The sequence below is a fragment of the Pseudomonas sp. MM213 genome (genome assembly GCF_020423045.1).
In the GTDB taxonomy this organism is placed as follows: domain Bacteria; phylum Pseudomonadota; class Gammaproteobacteria; order Pseudomonadales; family Pseudomonadaceae; genus Aquipseudomonas; species Aquipseudomonas migulae.
Map to the genome: position 1 here is coordinate 459,982 of NZ_CP081943.1, position 18,137 is coordinate 478,118.

Annotated in this window: 17 protein-coding genes; 8 read left to right on the forward strand and 9 right to left on the reverse strand. The window is 60.9% G+C overall.

Features of this window, described 5'->3' with window-relative positions:
• Positions 1 to 69: 69 nt before the first annotated feature.
• From K5R88_RS02220 to K5R88_RS02230, 3 genes are read right to left on the reverse strand one after another with little or no spacing between them, the layout of a single operon-like run.
• On the reverse strand, positions 70 to 1,251 hold the full coding sequence (locus K5R88_RS02220) for an acetyl-CoA C-acetyltransferase (protein ID WP_226299087.1): 1,182 nt from the start codon (positions 1,249 to 1,251) through the stop codon (positions 70 to 72).
• 11 nt (positions 1,252 to 1,262) lie between these two features.
• A complete protein-coding gene (locus tag K5R88_RS02225) occupies positions 1,263 to 1,928 on the reverse strand; it encodes a CoA transferase subunit B (RefSeq protein WP_008026717.1) in 666 nt (221 codons plus the stop codon).
• 36 nt (positions 1,929 to 1,964) lie between these two features.
• Entirely contained in the window at positions 1,965 to 2,663 is a 699-nt protein-coding gene (locus tag K5R88_RS02230) for a CoA transferase subunit A (RefSeq protein WP_226299088.1), read from the reverse strand.
• 228 nt (positions 2,664 to 2,891) lie between these two features.
• Between K5R88_RS02230 and K5R88_RS02235 the strand changes: the two genes are divergently transcribed.
• Complete coding sequence (locus K5R88_RS02235; RefSeq protein WP_192418435.1) at positions 2,892 to 3,791, forward strand: LysR family transcriptional regulator; 900 nt, start codon at positions 2,892 to 2,894, stop codon at positions 3,789 to 3,791.
• 12 nt (positions 3,792 to 3,803) lie between these two features.
• Here K5R88_RS02235 and K5R88_RS02240 read toward each other — a convergent pair whose 3' ends face one another.
• The 3 genes from K5R88_RS02240 to K5R88_RS02250 form a co-directional block, all read right to left on the reverse strand.
• Entirely contained in the window at positions 3,804 to 5,519 is a 1,716-nt protein-coding gene (locus tag K5R88_RS02240; RefSeq protein ID WP_226299089.1) for an amidase, read from the reverse strand.
• A gap of 134 nt (positions 5,520 to 5,653) precedes the next feature.
• Positions 5,654 to 6,172, reverse strand: a complete 519-nt coding sequence (mug, locus tag K5R88_RS02245) for a G/U mismatch-specific DNA glycosylase (protein ID WP_226300305.1) — start codon at positions 6,170 to 6,172, stop codon at positions 5,654 to 5,656.
• 8 nt (positions 6,173 to 6,180) lie between these two features.
• Positions 6,181 to 6,804 carry a TetR/AcrR family transcriptional regulator gene (locus tag K5R88_RS02250; protein WP_226299090.1) on the reverse strand — a complete coding sequence of 208 codons (624 nt, stop codon included), beginning with the start codon at positions 6,802 to 6,804 and terminating at the stop codon, positions 6,181 to 6,183.
• A gap of 226 nt (positions 6,805 to 7,030) precedes the next feature.
• Here K5R88_RS02250 and K5R88_RS02255 point away from each other — a divergent pair, with 226 nt between their 5' ends.
• The 5 genes from K5R88_RS02255 (at position 7,031) to K5R88_RS02275 (ending at position 13,145) form a co-directional block, all read left to right on the forward strand.
• Entirely contained in the window at positions 7,031 to 8,167 is a 1,137-nt protein-coding gene (locus tag K5R88_RS02255) for an HlyD family secretion protein (protein ID WP_226299091.1), read from the forward strand.
• A complete protein-coding gene (locus K5R88_RS02260) occupies positions 8,167 to 9,660 on the forward strand; it encodes a DHA2 family efflux MFS transporter permease subunit (RefSeq protein WP_226299092.1) in 1,494 nt (497 codons plus the stop codon). Before K5R88_RS02255 ends, K5R88_RS02260 begins: the two co-directional genes overlap by 1 nt.
• Positions 9,661 to 9,679: 19 nt before the next feature.
• On the forward strand, positions 9,680 to 11,158 hold the full coding sequence (locus K5R88_RS02265) for an efflux transporter outer membrane subunit (RefSeq protein WP_226299093.1): 1,479 nt from the start codon (positions 9,680 to 9,682) through the stop codon (positions 11,156 to 11,158).
• A gap of 31 nt (positions 11,159 to 11,189) precedes the next feature.
• Entirely contained in the window at positions 11,190 to 12,140 is a 951-nt protein-coding gene (locus K5R88_RS02270; RefSeq protein WP_226299094.1) for an aldo/keto reductase, read from the forward strand.
• Between the two features lie 66 nt (positions 12,141 to 12,206).
• Positions 12,207 to 13,145, forward strand: a complete 939-nt coding sequence (locus tag K5R88_RS02275; protein WP_008044992.1) for a LysR family transcriptional regulator — start codon at positions 12,207 to 12,209, stop codon at positions 13,143 to 13,145.
• A gap of 48 nt (positions 13,146 to 13,193) precedes the next feature.
• Here the strand turns inward: K5R88_RS02275 and K5R88_RS02280 are convergent, their stop codons facing one another.
• Positions 13,194 to 13,466 (reverse strand): DUF2790 domain-containing protein, encoded by a 273-nt coding sequence (locus K5R88_RS02280; RefSeq protein ID WP_008044994.1) that lies wholly within the window; start codon positions 13,464 to 13,466, stop codon positions 13,194 to 13,196.
• 247 nt (positions 13,467 to 13,713) lie between these two features.
• Between K5R88_RS02280 and solA the strand changes: the two genes are divergently transcribed.
• Both solA and K5R88_RS02290 read left to right on the forward strand, forming a co-directional pair.
• Positions 13,714 to 14,874 carry an N-methyl-L-tryptophan oxidase gene (solA, locus tag K5R88_RS02285; protein ID WP_226299095.1) on the forward strand — a complete coding sequence of 387 codons (1,161 nt, stop codon included), beginning with the start codon at positions 13,714 to 13,716 and terminating at the stop codon, positions 14,872 to 14,874.
• Between the two features lie 616 nt (positions 14,875 to 15,490).
• Positions 15,491 to 15,826 (forward strand): hypothetical protein, encoded by a 336-nt coding sequence (locus tag K5R88_RS02290; protein ID WP_008033343.1) that lies wholly within the window; start codon positions 15,491 to 15,493, stop codon positions 15,824 to 15,826.
• Positions 15,827 to 15,877: 51 nt separating this feature from the next.
• Here K5R88_RS02290 and K5R88_RS02295 read toward each other — a convergent pair whose 3' ends face one another.
• On the reverse strand, positions 15,878 to 16,297 hold the full coding sequence (locus K5R88_RS02295) for an organic hydroperoxide resistance protein (protein WP_223434971.1): 420 nt from the start codon (positions 16,295 to 16,297) through the stop codon (positions 15,878 to 15,880).
• A 219-nt stretch (positions 16,298 to 16,516) separates the two neighbouring features.
• Entirely contained in the window at positions 16,517 to 18,073 is a 1,557-nt protein-coding gene (locus tag K5R88_RS02300; RefSeq protein WP_207286138.1) for an amino acid permease, read from the reverse strand.
• Between the last annotated feature and the right edge of the window lie 64 nt (positions 18,074 to 18,137).

Consider the following 18,137-nt stretch of genomic DNA (forward strand, 5'->3'; position numbering starts at 1 on the left):
TTTGTCACACCGGGGTTGTTGCCGGATGGCGCGGATCTTCGTGGGTCCCCGCGCCGTCCGTTGAACGCGTTAAGCCCGTTCGATCGCCAGTGCCACGCCCTGACCACCACCGATGCACAGGGTGGCGAGGCCTTTCTTGGCGTCGCGCTTGATCATTTCATGCAGCAAAGTCACCAGCACACGGCAACCCGACGCACCGATCGGGTGACCGAGGGCGATGGCGCCGCCGTTGACGTTGACCTTGTTCAAGTCCCATTCCAGGTCCTTGGCCACCGCCAGGGATTGCGCGGCGAAGGCTTCGTTGGCTTCGATCAGGTCCAGTTGGTCGATGGACCAGCCGGCTTTGTTCAGGCAACGGCGAGTGGCCGACACCGGGCCGATGCCCATGATCGCCGGGTCCACGCCCGCGTTGGCGTAAGCCGCGATTTTTGCCAGCACCGGCAGACCCAAGGCTTTGGCTTTTTCTGCGCTCATCAGGATCACGGCGGCGGCGCCATCGTTCAGCGACGAGGCGTTACCGGCGGTCACCGAACCGTCCTTCTTGAAGGCCGGTTTCAGTTTGCCCAGGGCTTCGGCGGTGGTGCCGGCGCGTGGCTGTTCATCGGTGGCGAAGGACAGCGGATCGCCCTTGCGCTGCGGAATCAGGATCGGCGTGATCTCATCGGCAAAACGCCCGGCTTCGATGGCGGCCGTGGCTTTCTGCTGCGAGGCCGCAGCGAAGGCGTCCTGTTGCTCACGAGTCAGGCTGTACTTTTCAGCCAGGTTCTCGGCGGTGATGCCCATGTGGTAATCGTTGAACGCATCCCACAGTCCGTCGCTGATCATGGTGTCGACGATTTGCGCGTGCCCCATGCGCAGACCGGTTCGCGCACCGGGCATGACGTAGTTGGACAGGCTCATGTTTTCCTGGCCGCCGGCAATGATCACGTCGGCGTCGCCGCAGCGAATCGCCTGGGTGGCCAGGTGCAGGGCCTTGAGGCCCGAGCCGCAGACCTTGTTCAGGGTCATGGCCGGCACGGTGAACGGCAGGCCCGCCTTGATCGCGGACTGACGCGCAGGGTTTTGCCCGGCGCCGGCGGTCAACACCTGGCCCATGATCACTTCATCGACTTCAGCCGGGTTCAGGCCGGTTTGCGTCAGCAACTGACGGATCACCGCAGCACCGAGGTCTACGGCGGACACATTGGCCAGCGAGCCCTGGAAGCTGCCGATGGCAGTACGGGTGGCGGCGACAATGACGACTTCTTGCATGGAATGATTCCTCACTGGGCAGCGAACTGCATTTCCGGAACGTGATCCGGCACGATCAGTTTACCGGCAGTCTTGGCGACGATCTCTTCGACGCTGACGCCCGGCGCACGCTCTTTGAGAATGAACGCGCCGTTTTCGATTTCAAGATACGCCAGGTCAGTCAGTACGCGCTTGATGCAACCGGCACCGGTCAGCGGCAGGCTGCATTGGGACAGCAGCTTGGACTCACCGTCCTTGGACGCGTGGGTCATGATGACGATGATGTTGTCTGCGCCGGCCACCAGGTCCATCGCGCCGCCCATGCCCTTGACCAGCTTGCCAGGGATCATCCACGAGGCGATGTTGCCTTGTACGTCGACTTCAAAAGCGCCCAGCACGGTCAGGTCGACATGACCCCCGCGAATCATCGCGAAGGACTCGGCGGAGGAAAAGATCGACGCGCCGGTACGCGCGGTCACGGTTTGCTTGCCGGCGTTGATCATGTCGGCATCGATGGTTTCTTCAGTAGGAAAAGGACCCATGCCGAGCAGGCCGTTTTCCGACTGCAGCATGACTTCCATGCCTTCGGGAATGTAGTTGGCGACGAGGGTCGGAATGCCGATGCCCAGGTTCACGTAGAAGCCGTCCTGCATTTCGCGGGCGACGCGTTGAGCCATTTGTTCGCGGGAAAGTGCCATTGTTGTTATTCCTTCATTCGGTCCGGGGGCAGGGGATCACTTACGCACGGTGCGCTGTTCGATGCGCTTCTCGAACGTGCCGCAAATGACCCGGTCGACGTAGATGCCAGGGGTGTGGATCTGCGCCGGGTCCAGCTCGCCGGGTTCGACGATTTCTTCGACTTCGACCACGGTGATCTTGCCGGCGGTGGCGGCCAGCGGGTTGAAGTTCTGGGCGGTGTGGCGGTAGATGACGTTGCCGAAATGGTCGGCTTTCCAGCCTTTGACGATGGCGAAGTCACCGGTGATGGATTCTTCCATCAGGTACTTGCGACCGTGGAATTCGCGCACTTCCTTGCCTTCGGCGACCGGGGTGCCGACGCCAGTAGCCGTGAAGAATGCCGGGATGCCAGCGCCGCCTGCGCGCATTTTTTCGGCGAGGGTGCCTTGGGGCGTCAGGACGACTTCGATTTCGCCTTTCAGCAGTTGGTCTTCGAACAGCTTGTTTTCGCCAACGTAGGAGGCCACTACTTTTTTGATCTGCCGGTCTTCCAGCAGCACGCCGAGACCGAAACCGTCGACGCCGCAGTTGTTGGAAACCACGGTCAGGTCACGGGTGCCTTTGCGCTTGATCTCGGCGATCAGGTTTTCCGGAATGCCGCACAGGCCGAAGCCGCCAGCGATTACCGTCATGCCGTCTTCAAGACCTGCCAGAGCTTCCTTGTAGGAACTCACGCGCTTGTCGAAACCTGCCATATGCACCTCTTTTATTCTTTGTGGGCGGCTGGCTAGCCGTATGGGATGGAGTGTCTCGCCGGAGGATTTATTTGTTAAGTTGATTTTTAAGGTTGATTGATAGATAAAACTCACCAATCAATCCTGTAGGAGCATGGCTTGCCCGCGATGACGATCTCCTGGACGCCATCGCGGGCAAGCCATGCTCCTACAGAAAGTACCTGCGCTCATTACTGGAGCAGTTAGCCTATGACAGTCAAGCAGATCCGCGCCTTTCTGGCGGTGGCCCAGAGTCTGAGTTTTGCCGTCGCCTGCGAACGATTGCACCTGTCGCAATCGGCGTTGAGCCTGACCATCAAGGCGCTGGAGGAGGGCCTGGGCGGGCGGCTGTTTACCCGCAACACGCGCAACGTGGCGCTGACGCCCGAGGGGGAGTCCCTGGTGCCGTTGGCCCGCCGATTGATCGCGGACTGGGACAATGTCGAGGACGAATTGCGCCAGCGTTTTACCCTGCAGCGCGGGCGCGTGACGCTGGCGGCGATGCCGTCGTTTGCTGGCAATCTGCTGCCGCCGATCCTCAAGACGTTCCGCGCGCGCTATCCCAAGGTCAACGTCACGGTGAATGACGTGATCAACGAGCAGGTGCTGGAAATGGTGCGCGATCGGCAGGTCGAGTTGGGCGTAGCGTTTGAACCGACGCAAAGTTCGTCGCTGCAATTCACGCCGTTGTACCGGGACCGGTTTGTGGCGGTGGTGCCGTTCGATTCGCCTTTTTCAGAGCGCGAAGACATTGATTGGCAGACGTTGCTTGAAGAGCCTTTCATTACCTTGCAGCGACCGTCGACGGTGCGGGTGATGCTGGAGGAGCACTTGCAAACGCGGGGGATGAAGTTGCCGGTGGAGTTTGAAAGCCATCAGTTGGCGACAGTCGGGAGAATGGTCGCCAGCGGCCTGGGGGTGAGCGCGGTGCCGGCGTTGTGTGCCGGGCAGATGCGCGAGTTGGGCGCGCGGTGCATTACCCTGCGTGACCCGGTGGTGGAACGGGCGATCGGGGTGTTGACCAAGCCTGGGGTGGAGTTGTCGGCGGCGGCGCAGGCGTTGTTCGATATTCTCAAGGAAGAACACTTCGACCAACGCCTTGCCCTGTGAAACCGCTCGGTTCTACTTTTTAGCGGCCGACAACGGTGGGGTTCGAGGCGGGATCATGCGCTTGGTCCCCGTCGATTCGAATGCCGAGGCGAAGCGCAGCAGCGTCGAATCGTCGTAGGCGCGGCCGGCAAACGTCAGGCCGACGGGCATGCCGATGTCCGGCATCACGCCCATCGGCACGGTGACCGTTGGCACACCCAAATGCCGGATGGCGAGGTTGCCGTTGGCCACCCAGATGCCGTTGCTCCAGGCGATGTCCGCAGAGGCCGGGTCGACATCGGCATTCGCCGGCGCAACGTCGGCCACTGTCGGGAACAGCACCGCATCGAGCCCCAGCCGATCCATCCAGTCTTCCAGGTCGATTCGACGGGTTTTTTCCAGCCCGCGCAAGCCATCAGGCACAGTGGATATCTGATCCCACGGCGTGATGCCACGCTCGGCCATCCGCACGTATTCGTCCATGCCGGCGACCAGGTCGCCCTCGCGGTTGGGCAGGGTTCCCGGGTCGTGCGGGAAAATCAGCGGCCCGTCGACATCGACCAGACGGTTCAATTTCGGGTCGCCGTTGGCCTGCAGGAAATCGTCGAATGCCCAGGCCGTCAGGTCCCACAACTCATGGTGCAGGAACTCTTTCGACACCAGGCCTCGGGTAAACACCGTCGGCGCACCCGGACGATCACCCTCGCAATTGGAGACCAGCGGGAAGTCGACTTCAATCACTTCGGCGCCCGCCGCTTCAAGTGCCTTGCGGGCCTCTTCCCAGAGCCCGATCACCGATGGACGCGTGTTGATGCGCTGCCCCGTCGGCCCACCGATGCCCGGTGCGTCGCTCGTGCCCGCGTCGGGATCGGCGTTGATGTACATGCGCGGAACGCCGAGGCGTTTGCCGGCCAGTGCATCGGTGTTCGCCGCAAGTTCGGCATAGGACGCCGGGCGCACCGAGGCGACGCTCGGAATCGGCACCCAGGGTTGCAGCCGCCACAGATCGCCACGGGTGTCGGGATCTTCCGCCACCACCACGTCGAGCACTTCGAGCAGGTCGGCCATGGTTCTGGCGAAGGGCACGACGACGTCCATGGTCGGCGTCAGCGGCCAGTTGCCGCGCACCGAGATCACCCCGCGCGACGGCGTGTAGGCGCACAAACCGTTGTTTGAGGCCGGACCGCGACCGCTCGACCAGGTTTCTTCCGCGAGACCGAAGGCCGCGAAACTGGCGGCGGTCGCCGTCCCGGCGCCATTCGACGAACCCGAAGCAAAAGGGGCGGTGAGGTAGTCAGCGTTGTACGGGCTTTCGGCACGGCCGTAGACCCCGCGCTGCATGCCGCCGTTCGCCATCGGCGGCATGTTGGTTTTGCCCAGGCAGATCGCACCCGTGGCGCGAAGCCGTTCGATGGTGAACGCATCGCGATAGGCAATCAGGTGGGCGAAAGCGGGGCTGCCAGAGGCGGCGGTCAGCCCTTTGACCAGATAACTGTCTTTGGCGGTATAGGGAATGCCATCGAGCGGCCCCAGCGTTTGACCTTTGGCCCGACGGGCATCGGACGCCCGCGCTTCATTGAGCGCCTCGGGATTGCGCACCACCACGGCGTTGAGCGCGGTGGCGGTGTCTGGGCCATCGTAGGCATCGATCCGGGCCAGGTAAGCCTGCACCAGTTCGACGGCGGTGGTCTGCCCGGATTCGAGCGCCGCGCGCAGTTCGGCAATGGACACTTCAGTGACTTCGATCATGCGCTTACCACCGGCTGCTGAGGGGTGACGGGTTGAATGTTTCCATCACGCGGGAGCGTTGGCTCAGGGGCATCACTTTTCTCAAAATGGGTTCTCATATCCGTTCTCGTTGCACTGCATTACGCGACAGCGTGCTATTTAACACCAAGTTGGGCCAGATAGAGTTGTCGATACGCGTCAACCAGTTGATCCAGGGTGAAAGCGCGATTGCGGCCACTGGGGTTGGGCAAGACCCAGACCGAGGCGTTACCGAACGTTTGCGACTGAAGCCCCCAGGCCACGTTGCGCTGGCCGGATAACGCGCCATAGGCGGCCTTGCCGAGAAAAGCTACAAAGCGTGGCGCATAGTGCGCGATCTTCTGTTCGAACTGCGCAGCGGCGGCGATGAATTCATCCACCGACAACTGATCCGCGCGCGCCGTTGGCCGCTCAACCACGGCCGTTAATCCACAGTGATACTGCACGATTGTCCGGTCATCTTCCGGACGAACTTCCTGCGGCGTAAAACCGGCCAGATGAAGGGTGCGCCAGAAGCGATTGCTGCGGCCCGCAAAATGATGCCCTTGGGCGGCGGCCATCATGCCGGGGTTAATGCCACAAAAAACCACCGCCAGATGCTCAGCCAGCCTGTCTTCGAGTCTGTTGCCCGTCATGACGTCGCTCAACCGCAGATCACATTGACCGCATTGCGTGCCAGCCCGGTCAGTTCCGCCCGGGATTTGCCCGCCCGCGCACGGATGGAAATGCTGTGCAGCAGGGAGGAGGCGAGCACGGCGAGGGCCGCAGCGTCGACATCGTCTTTGAGCTCTCCTTTATCAATGGCCACGCGCAGACGCGCTTCGAGGTCGGCATCCAGTCGGCTGAGTCGATCCGACAGTACATCGCGAATTTCCGGATCTTCGACCGCTTCGGTGGTCGCCGTGCCAATCGCAAAGCAACCACGGGGTTGGCCGTCACCCGAGAAGTAGATCGATAACTGCCCCTCGTAAAACTGCATCAATGCCTGGCGCAACGTCAGCTCTTCGCTCGTCAGCGCCTCGTGCATGGCGGCGGCGGCGAACTCCCAATACTGCTCAAGCGCTTTGATATAGAGCGCGTGCTTGTCACCGAACGCGGCGTACAGGCTCGGCCGGTTCATCCCGGCTGCGCTGGCGATGCTGTCCAGAGACGCACCGGAATAGCCGGTGTTCCAAAACACACCGAGCGCTTGTTGCAAGGCGGTCTGCGGGTCATAGGCGCGAGGACGGCCGCGTCCTTTGCCCTCGGAGGTTTTATTTTGTGCCATGTCGTACAAAATCCTTGAGTCTGGGAGTGGCGTGGCTATATTCTTACACCATCGCACAAAATTAAGGAACCAGAAATTCCTTGCTTGCGGGTTTGTTGTAGCGGAGCTCGATCGGGGTATTGCGGCTACGAAACAGGTGCGGCGGAGCGATCCTCCCGACCGCACACGGTAAGGCGCTGTTCCAGTGGGTGTTAGCCCGATTTCCCGGTTAAAGGTGTATTCGATCATGACTAAACAGTTCGATCTCTCAGCGACACAGACCCTCGGGCATCCCGGTCCGAACCCGGCTGACGCGCCCGTGAAGAAACCGTTCAAAGCGAAAATGCGGCCCCTGCTGATGGTCGGTGTGCCGCTGCTTTTCGCCGCGTTTGGCTACGCACGCTATCAGGCGGGCGAGCCCTTTGTTTCGACCGACAACGCCTACGCCCGGGTGGCCAAGGCCTCGATCAATGCACGTGTTTCCGGACAGGTCGTCGAGATTGCGGTTCAGGACAATCAGCTTGTGCGCAAAGGCCAGGTGCTGTTTCGCATTAACCCGGAGCCGTTTCAGATCGCGGTCAACCGTGCAGAAGCACAGTTGAGCGTCGCGCGGCTGCGTATCGATGGGCTCAAGGCCAGTTACCGGCAGCAGCAGGCCGAGTTGCAGTCCGCCAGAGAGTCGGCGGATTTCGACCAGAAAGAGTTTGCCCGCAAGAAAGCGCTGGTCGCCTCCGAGTTTGTCTCGCGGGCCGTTTACGAGCGGGCGGACACCGACCTGAAAGTGGCACGGCAGCGCATTGCGTCGATCGAACAACAGATCGCCAGCACCGTCGTCGCGCTCAGCGGCAACCCGAACATCGACGCGGACAGTCACCCGACGGTGCGCGAGGCCAGGGCTCAACTGGACGAGGCGCAGCTCTACCTCGGGTATGCGACGGTGTACGCGCCGGACGATGGCATTGTCGCCAAGGTTGACGACTTGCAGGTGGGCAACTTCGTTAACAACGGCGCGCCGGCCTTTGCGCTGCTGTCCGATCGTGAGATCTGGATCGAGGCCAACTTCCGCGAGACGCAGGTCACCCATATGCGCCCCGGGCAGGCAGCGACCATCAGCATCGATACCTATCCCGATCACGTATTCAAGGCCCACGTCACCAGCATGAGCCCGGGGGCCGGCTCGGACTTCGCCCTGCTGCCGCCAGAAAACGCGACCGGCAACTGGGTCAAAGTGGTGCAGCGCGTTCCGGTACGCCTCGAACTCGATGAGGCGGATCCTGCCCTGGCGCTGTTCTCGGGCACCAGCGCCACGGTCAAGGTTGATACCGGCTATCGCACGCCGTGGTGGCATCCGCTCAAAGCGTTGTTGACTGCGGGTGGCGCCTGATGAACAGCCAACAGAGTGGAAAACCGGCGGGAGAGGGCGCGCATGCGCTGAGGTTCGCGGCGCTGCTGGCGACGTACATGCAGTCGGCGAACCTGCCCGTTCCGAACGCGGTACTCAGGTTGATTCAGGGCAGCCTGTCGATGACCGACGACCAGGCGGGCTGGATCTTCACCTCGTACCTCGCAGCGAGCGCCATCACCCTGCCGGTCGCGCAATGGCTCGCCGGGCGTTATGGCTTGAAGCTCGTTTATCAGACCGCGCTGGCCTTTTTTGCCCTTGGCTTGCTGCTTGCGACGCTGGCCACGACGCCGCTGGAGTTCGTCGGCGCGCGGATCATCCAGGGGCTCGCGAGTGGCGTGCTTGCGCCGTTGTCGATGGCGATTTCAATGGAGACCCTGCCCCTTGAGAAGCGTGCGAAGTTTGGCGCGACGTGGACCGCCATCGTGCTGTTCGGCATCGTCAGCGGGCCGAGCATCGGTGGCTGGGTCGGCGAACACTTCGACTGGCGGCCGATCTTCTACATCAGCCTGCCGTTGTCGGCCTACATCTTCCTGGTGATGGCGCTTTTGCTGAAGGAGAAGAAGGCCGAACAGCGGCCGTCATTCGACTTCTTTGGCTTTGGCACTTTCTCGCTGGGTTTGATCAGCCTGCAAATGCTGCTCGACCGTGGTGAACGCCTGGACTGGTTTGCCTCGACCGAGATCTGTCTGGAAGCGCTGGGCTGTGCATTGGGGTTCTATCTGTTCGCGGTGCATGTGCTGACGGCGAAGGTGCATTTTCTCAACAAGCGATTGTTCGACGACCGCAATTTTGTGCTGTCGACGGTCATCTTTTTCGCCGTGGGTTTCGTGCTGTTGTCGACCATGGCGCTAACCTCGCCGATGCTCGACGAAATTCTCGGCTACCCGCCGGACACCACGGGGTTCCTGACGATCCCGCGTGGCGTCGGACTGGTCGGCGCGTTCCTGCTGATGGGGCGTGTTCCCGAGCGTTTCGACCGCCGCGGGTTCGTGGCGGCAGGCGTCGCCCTGGTGGTCTATGCCAACTGGCTGATGCTCGGCTATTCGCCGTTGATGGACGAGTGGCCGGTGGCGGTGGCCGGTGCGGTTCAGGGCATTGGCATCGGCGTCTTGATGCCGTCGCTGACCAAGGTTGCGTTCAGCACGCTCGACCCCGCGTTGCGCCCCGAAGGCACGGGTCTGTTCAACCTGTCACGGGTGTACGGCAGCACGTTGGGCGTTGCGATTGTGCAGTTGTTTTTCTTCAACAACACGCAAGCGATGCACACGGCGCTGGTCAGCAACCTGACGCCTTATCGCGCCGCTGCGCTTTCCGTGCCGACGTCCCTGCAAGCCCTGGAAGGGCTCAACGAAATGATCACGGGCCAGGCGGCTTTTATCGCGGTGATCGGTCAATTCAAGATTTTGCTGGTGGTGATGCTGGTGGTGAGTCCACTGGTGGTTTTCCTTCGCAAGCCGGCTGCGGCCAACTAGTTTTCGTGGAGTGTGCCAAATGAAATCCCATGCGCTCGCAATCAACAGACAGACGTTCAAAACCACGTTCGGCGCGGCAGTAGTGCTGGTGTTCCTGACCGCCTGTACCGTCGGCCCCGACTACCAGATGCCTGCGTCGAGCCAGTCGCAGCACTACGATCAACAGGCCGAACAGCGTCTTGGTCAGCGTGGCAACAAGCAGATTGACCTGGGCCAGAAGGTCCGCGGTGACTGGTGGACGGCGTTCCGTTCGCAGAAGCTCGACACGGTGGTGCGTCGGGCCATTGCGGGCAATCTTGAACTGGTGGCGGCGGATGCAACCATTCGCCAGGCGGCGTCCTCGGTGACTGCGGCGGAAGGTGCGTTGTACCCGCAAGTCGATTTTGGCGCCCAGGCGGGCCGTCAACGGGTTCATAACACCAAAGAACCGGCCGTCTCCAACTTCTATGCGATCGGGCCACGGGTTGGTTTTGACCTGGACGCGTTCGGCGGCAACAAGCGCTTGGTGGAGCAACAGGAAGCGTTTGCCGATCTGCAAAAGCATCGCTATGAAGCGGCGTACCTGACCCTGACCGGGAATGTCGCCAGTCAGGCGTTGCTGGTGGCGTCGGCGAATGCGCAGATGCAAGCCGTCGAAAAACTGCTGGCCAACGACGCGAAAAACCTCGACCTCGTGCGCATGGCCCACGCCAATGGCAGCACCACGCAGATCGATGTTTCGCTGGCCGAGACCCGGCTTGCTCAGGACCGCACGTTGTTGCCGCCTCTGGCTCAGCAGCGCGACTCGGCTCGCCACGCACTCTCGATTCTGACGGGCAAAGGCCCGGGCGACTGGATCGCGCCGGACTTCGACCTGGCCGAGTTTGTATTGCCGGCCAACGTGCCTGTCAGCTTGCCTTCTGAAATGGCCCACGACCGGCCGGATGTGCGCCAGGCAGAAGCAGAACTGCACATGGCCAGCGCTGCCGTCGGCGTCGCGACCGCGAACCTCTATCCCCATGTCACGTTGTCCGCGTCGCTGGCACAGGCCGCTTCGGGCAATGGCGGCGCCGCACTCTGGGGCTTTGCGGCAGGGCTGGCGGGGCCGATCTTTGATGGCGGAACGCTCAAGGCTGAACGTCAGGCTGCCATCGACGGCTACAACGCGACACTCGCCGGTTACCAGCAAACCGTGATCAGTTCGTTCGGCCAGGTCGCCGACACGCTGCAAGCCATCAACCATGACGCCGAGGAAAACCTCGCCCAGGAAGACGCATTGCGCGCGGCCGAAACCAGTTTGCGCTTGAACCAGCAAGCCTACGCGCAAGGCGAGAACAGCATTCTCCAGGTGCTGGAAGCGGAGCGCGCTTATCAGCAGGCGTTGCTGGGTCGAATCCAGATCAAGACGGCGCAATACCTCGACACGGTGCGCCTGTACGTGGCGCTCGGCGGTAATTCCGTTGGCGCATTCGAGCAACGGGTGGCCACACGTGAAGCACAGAACCCTGCGTATCAATAGCGGCTGCGGCCCCGACAATTGGAGTAAAGACATGTCTTACGAAGCCTTTCACGATGCACTTCGCGATCACCGTTTTACGCTCAACCATGGCGCGGGTGAAATGCCGGCGGTTGGGTTCGGCACGCTGTTTCGAGATCTTGCGGTCACCACACAAGCGGTCAAGGAGGCCCTGCACGCGGGTTTTCGTCATTTCGATTGTGCAGAACGTTATCGAAATGAAGAACAGGTCGGCATTGCCCTTCAAGAGGTGATGGCGAGCGGATCAATCCGCCGCGAAGACCTGTTCATCACCACCAAGCTGTGGAACACCAACCATCGCCCCGAGCGGGTTCAACCGGCGTTCGAGGCCAGTTGCCGACGGCTGCAAGTGGACTATATCGACTGCTACCTGATCCATACGCCGTTTGCCTTTCAACCCGGTGAAAACCAGGACCCGAGGGACGAGCAAGGCAACGTCATCTACGATTCAGGGGTCACGTTGATCGAGACATGGAGGGCACTTGAGCGTCTGGTGGATGAAGGTCGGTGCAAGTCCATCGGCTTGTCGGATATCACGTTGCCGGCGTTGCAGACGATTGTCGCCGAGGCGCGGATCAAGCCTGCCGTCGTGCAAGTCGAGTCCCATCCTTATTTGCCGGAATGGGAACTGCTTGAGTTTTGTCAGCAACATGGAATTATCGTCCTGGCGTTTGCACCACTCGGCCATGGCATGGAGCCCAATGTGCTGGAAGATTCGGTGATTACCGGGATCGCCCGGCGCGTGCAGAAGACCCCGGCGCAAGTGGCGCTGGCCTGGTCGGTGCAGCGGGGCGTGGCGTTTCTGACCACGTCGGCGACACCGAGCCACATCCGGGAAAACTTCGATCTGTCCACGCTGCCACACCGGGCGATGCTTGAAATCAAGGAAGAGATCACCACTCGGGTACGGTTCAACTCGGTGGTGGAAACCGGTGTTCCCGGGTTTATTGCGCGCAAGAAGTAATCCGATTCGAGAGGGGCGGCTTTCTGTAAGGCCGCCCTTTTTTATCCAGACCCTTGAGGCCTAGCGATGGACATTTTCCAGACCATGCGTTTTTTCGTGGCTGTCGCCCAAACCGGCAGTTTTACAGCGGCGGCGCAGATGCTGGACACCACCACGACGAATGTTTCCAAAGCGGTGACCAGTCTGGAGGCCCGGCTGCAAACACGCCTGATCAACCGGACCACTCGCCGCCTGGCATTGACCGAAGCCGGTGTGCGCTACTTGCAGCGCTGCGAGAAAATTCTTGAAGAGGTGCGTGAAGCCGATGAGGAAGCAGGAACCGCTCACATCACGCCGGTGGGCCGGCTGAAGATTCACGCGATGTCCGCGATCGGCAACCATTACGTGATCGATGCGATTGCCAAGTACCGAGAGACTCACCCCTCGGTGATGTTTGATTTGACCCTGACCAATCGGCTGCCCGATTTGCTGGAGGAGGGGTATGACATGTCGATCGTGTTAGCGCGAGACCTGCCCGATTCCGGGTTTGTCGCTCAAAGGCTGGGCATCACTTACAGCATCCTCTGCGCTTCGCCGGCGTACTTGAAGAAACGCGGGCACCCTGATTCTCCAGGGGCGCTTGGCGCACATGATTGTCTGCGGATTGTGAATACGGTCATGCCGGTTGAAAACTGGGCATTCGAGGGGCCGGACGGCGTGGAGACGGTGAACGTTCCGATCTCTCCCTTTCACGTCAACACCGCCGATGCGATGACGGTCGCGATCAAGAATGGAATGGGCATCGGTATTCAACCCATTGCGTCTGCCGTGGACGGACTGAGAGCCGGCACGTTAGTGCGCGTATTGCCGGATTATCATTTCGAGGAATTCAACTTGTTTGCCATCTACCCGTCACGAAAGTTCGTGGATGCGAAGATCAAGACATGGGTGGAGTTTCTGAAAGACTACATTCCGGGTCTGTTGGCCTCCGATGAGGACATTGTCGGTTCGCCAGCAAAACCCTGACAGGCGCGGCAGGCATGGAGTGTCGACCCTCCATCGTCCGCACGCGACTCAACCGTTCGAGCAGCCTGTGCCCATGACTTGATATTGCAGGATATGCCGTTGACCGTGAGAGTCTTCATACGTCATTTGGGCCGGCACCGGCGCGCATTCGTTTGCAATGTCCGACACCGTAATGATCTTCTGAATATCGAGCTTCATTCCGTAGGTGTAACTTTCAACCGGTACCTGGCCGGCTTCTGCATTGGCATGGCTTTCGTCTGCAAAGGCCTGTGCGGTTAAACTTCCAAGAGCAAGGAACAGCGCAGCTTTTAAAACGTTCATGGTATTCACCTTGGCATCGACTATTTCGGGGTTGTTGCCTGGCGAGCAAGTTGCTGACAACTTCAATGGCTCGCTGGGTTGAGTCGATGCTAGGTGTTTATGGCTTGGCCATATATTGGTCGACCGGACAAACACTGTTGTCGGATTTCACATGAATCCTGAATCGGCAGGCTCAGGCCGGCTGTTTTCGTTCTTGAGTTTTCAGCGGCTTTCAGACTCAAATGGTCCTTTTCGCGACGGTGACGATATGGAACATCGGTGTGAAGTAGCAGTGCTCGGACTCGGCGCGATGGGCGCCGCGACGGTGTATCAACTGGCGAAATCCGGGGTCAGGGTCATCGGCGTCGACCGCCACCATCCTCCCCACACTCAGGGCTCCAGCCATGGGGACACGCGCATCACTCGGCTTTCGGTCGGCGAAGGTGCCGCGTACGTACCCATTGTCCGCAACTCGCATCGGATCTGGCGAGAGCTCGAAGCGCTGTCCGGCGAGTCGCTGTTCGAGCAGTGCGGCGTGCTGGTGTTGAGCTCCAGCCCCGGCTATGACGCCTACGATGCCAACGACTTCACGAACCGCACCCTTCAACTGGCGAACACCTACGGCATCGAGCATGACGTGTTGTCCGCCGAACAGATTCGCCAGCGATTCCCGCAGTTTTCCCAGGTGCTGGACACTGCCGTCGGCTACTTCGAACCGAGTGGCGGTTACGTCCGGCCGGAACGCTGCATCGCGGTGCAATTGCAGCTCGCCGAGGAACACGGCGCCACGTTGTTCAAGGGCGAAACCGTCACGCACATCCGCTCGGACGAGCAGGGCGTCACCCTCACCACCGACCAGCGCACGATCCGCGCCGACAAAGTCGTGGTCAGTGCCGGCATGTGGTCCCGGGATTTGTTGGGGCAGCCGTTTGACCGCTTGTTGCGGGTGTGTCGGCAGAAACTGTTCTGGTTTGAACAGGAAGAGCACGCGCGGTTTGCCGAGGTGTCACCGACGTTCATCTTCAGCCACGGTCCGGCGCAGTCCTTCTACGGCTTCCCGCCGTTACCGGGCGAGGGCAGCGTGAAAGTCGCGACGGAGCAATACACTGAAGACTCTTCGCCAGACACGCTGGACCGCACCGTCAGCGCCGCTGAAGAAAACGACATGTTCGAACGTCAGGTGCGCGGCCGGATCGCAGGCGTGACTTCGCGTGTGGTCAAGTCGGCGGTGTGCGCGTACACCGTCACGCCGGATTCGCACTTCATCATCGACGAGCATCCGTCACTGAAAAACACCCTGGTGGTTTCAGCCTGTTCGGGACATGGTTTCAAGCATTCCGCAGCGTTGGGCGAGGCGGTGGCGCAGTGGTGCGTGCGTGGCAGCAGTGACCTGGACCTGTCGGCGTTTTCGTTGAAGCGGTTTGCCTGACTTGCCGATCCCGGCCACCCCGCGATCCGTAGGAGCCAGGCTTGCCGGCGAAGGCGTCCGTGAAATCGCCATCGCCAGCAAGCCGGCTCCTACAGGTTTTGTGTGAGCCCCTAATCCCGGGCATCCCCGCGATCCGTAGGAGCCGGCTTGCTGGCGATGGCGTCCGTAAAATCGCCATCGCCGGCAAGCCGGGCTCCTACAGGTTTGGTGTGAATCCCCAATCCCGGCACCCCCCAATCCGTAGGAGCCGGCTTGCTGGCGATGGCGTCCATGAAATCGCCATCGCCGGCAAGCCTGGCTCCTACAGGTTTGGTGTGAATCCCCAATCCCGGGCATCCCCGCGATCCGTAGGAGCCGGCTTGGTGTGAATCCCCAATCCCGGACATCCCGGCGATCCGTAGGAGCCAGGCTTGCCGGCGAAGGCGTCCGTGAAATCGCCATCGCCAGCAAGCCGGGCTCCTACAGGTTTGGGGTGAATCCATCATCCCGGACACCCCACGATCGCAGGCGCCAGGCTTGCCGAGGTGGGCGAATTGATACTAATTGGCCATCATTTCCGGTAGAGTATGCGCCGCCCGAGAGACGGATCCCGGGCGTTTACCCAAGGAGTCATTCAGTGAATCACCTCAGCAAAGTTGTTGCCGTTACCCTGTTCGGCCTGGTTCTGGCGGGTTGCACCGGCGCCCCGATGAAGACTCAGCAATACGATGCAAGCCAATACACGGTGGTTGGCCACAGTGAAGCGAGCGCCACGGGCCTGATGCTGTTCGGCGTCATCCCGATTCGCCAGAACAGCCGTTTTGTTCGCGCGCAAGACGCGGCGATCAAGGCCAAGGGCGGCGATGCACTGATCAACACCCAAGTGCAGGAAAACTGGTTCTGGGCCTGGGTCCTGAGCGGTTACACCACCAAGGTTTCCGGTGATGTGATCAAGCTGAAAAACGTTCAGTAAGCGATCGCCAGCGCAGCCTGCCGCAATGGCAGGCCGTGCTTGTCGTCCCGGTCAGATCAGGTTGATCACGACATCGATGTTGCCACGGGTCGCCTTCGAATACGGGCAGGTCTGGTGCGCGGCATCCACCACCGACCGTGCAACTGCCGGGTCCAGGCCGGGAAGGCTGACGTTGAGGCGCGCCTGCAGGAAAAAGGCGTTTTCGGTTTTGCCCAGGTCTATTTCGGTATCGACAGACACGTCAGTCGGCAAGGTCACTTGCAACGCGATGGCCGCCTTGCCCATGGCGCCGATGAAGCAGGCCGACCAACCAGCGCCCAGCAGTTGTTCAGGGTTGGTGCCGCTGCCGGAAGAACCTATGGCGCTAAGCTTGACGTCCAGACGGCCATCGTCGCTTCGTGATTCGCCATTGCGGCCTCCGGTTGTGTGGGTCTTGCCGGTGTAAAGCACGGTGTCGATTTGATTGATCATGGCGGTTCCTGCTGAGGTTGGTGGGCGCTTCTAAATCGCTGTTCATCGGAAAACATCTGAATTTCCGATGTGGCCCACTTTTCCACTTCCATGTAATGCGGATGTGTCCTGAACCGGCGCTTGTGTATCGCCGTGTAAGATCACCCCGCAAAAATACACACTGATACAAATCGACAGTGATTGTAGGAGCGAGCTTGCTCGCTCCTACGGGTAAAGCCTTCACGCCTGCTTGTTCAGCGCCGCCTCCGCCGCCGCAATTTCCGCCTGGCGCTTGATGATCAGGTCACCCATCGGCGGCCCCTGAAAGCGCCGCGCTTCAAAACCGAACCAGACGATGGCCGTCAGCACCAGGAAGCCGATGGTGATGTACAGCGCCCAATCGTTCGGTGGCTGGATGCCGATGACGAAGATCACCACCATCGAGAGCACCGAGAGCACGGCGAACAAGGAGTAAAAAGCGTGCCCCATGTTCCACGGCCCCATGGTTGGCCACTTCGAGGTTCCGTAGGCGAACAGGCCCAGCACGATGGGAATGATGAAAGAGAAAAACAGGAAGATCACCGTGCAGGAGACCACGATGGTGTAGACCGGCGTTGCCCCGATCGAGATCACCGACGAGCCCCAGTCGAACAAGACCGCCAGGGTCGCGCCGGTCCAGATGGCTGCCACCGGGCTGCGATATTTCGGCGAGACCGAGGCCAGTGCTTTCGAGCAGGGCAGGCCACCGTCGCGGGAGAACGCGAAGATCATGCGTGACACCGAAGTCACGGTCGCCAGCCCGCAGAGAAACTGCGAGATGAAAATCGCCACGTACAGCGCGAATTTCACGTTAGGGCTCACCTGGGCGTTCATGCCCCAGAAGAACACGTTCCAGCCCTGTTTCGCCGCTTCGTCCATGTTCGGCAGCATCAGCACGAACGAACAAAGCATCACCCAACCGAACAGCAACGACCAGACCACCGACATGACCATGCCGCGCGGCACCGACATCGCGGCATTGCGGGTCTCTTCGGAGGTATGCGCCGACGCGTCATAACCGGTGATGGTGTAGATCGGCAACAGCAGGCCGAGCATGAACACCCAGCTGTTCGACACCTGTGGCCAGACACTGCCGCCGGCTTCACCGGAATAGTTGCCGAAAGTCCACAACCGGGCGAACTCATAGCTGGGTGCGGAAATCAGGCAGACGATGGTCAGCGCGAGCGCCGTGGCGAAAATCAGGTAGCCCGAGAAGTCGGTGAGTTTCGCGGTCAGGCCGATGCCCAGATGGTTACACAAGGCCTGGATGCCGGTCAGGATCGCCAGGAAAATCACCCTCACCGTGGTGGTGTCTTCCATTCCCAGCGCCGGTCCGAAGGCACCGAAAAAGAAGTAATAGGTGCCGACGTTGATCGCGCCAAGCACCGTGACCAGTCCCAGCAGATTGAACCAGGCCGTCAGCCAGCCGGTGAAGCGGTTTCCGAGAATCGAGCCCCAGTGATAGAGACCGCCAGCGGTGGGGTAGGCCGAAGAAATCTGCGCCATGGCCAGCGCGAACACCCCGGAGATCAGGCAACCGATGGGCCAGCCGATGCCAATCGCCGCACCCCCTGCGCCCGAGGTGCCCTGGGCCAGAGAGTTAATGCCGCCTGAAAGGATGCAGATGATCGAAAAGGAAATCGCGAAGTTGGAGAAAACGCCCATTCGTCGCGAGAGTTGCTGGGCGTAGCCCATGCTGTGCAGCACCTTGACGTCCTCGTCGTGCGCGTCGGTGCCGGGCTGGCTTGCTGGGTTCATGCTGTGTACCCCATCAGGTTTTGATTCAATCCATTGGCGTGTGCGCAATGGGCTGGCCTTCAAC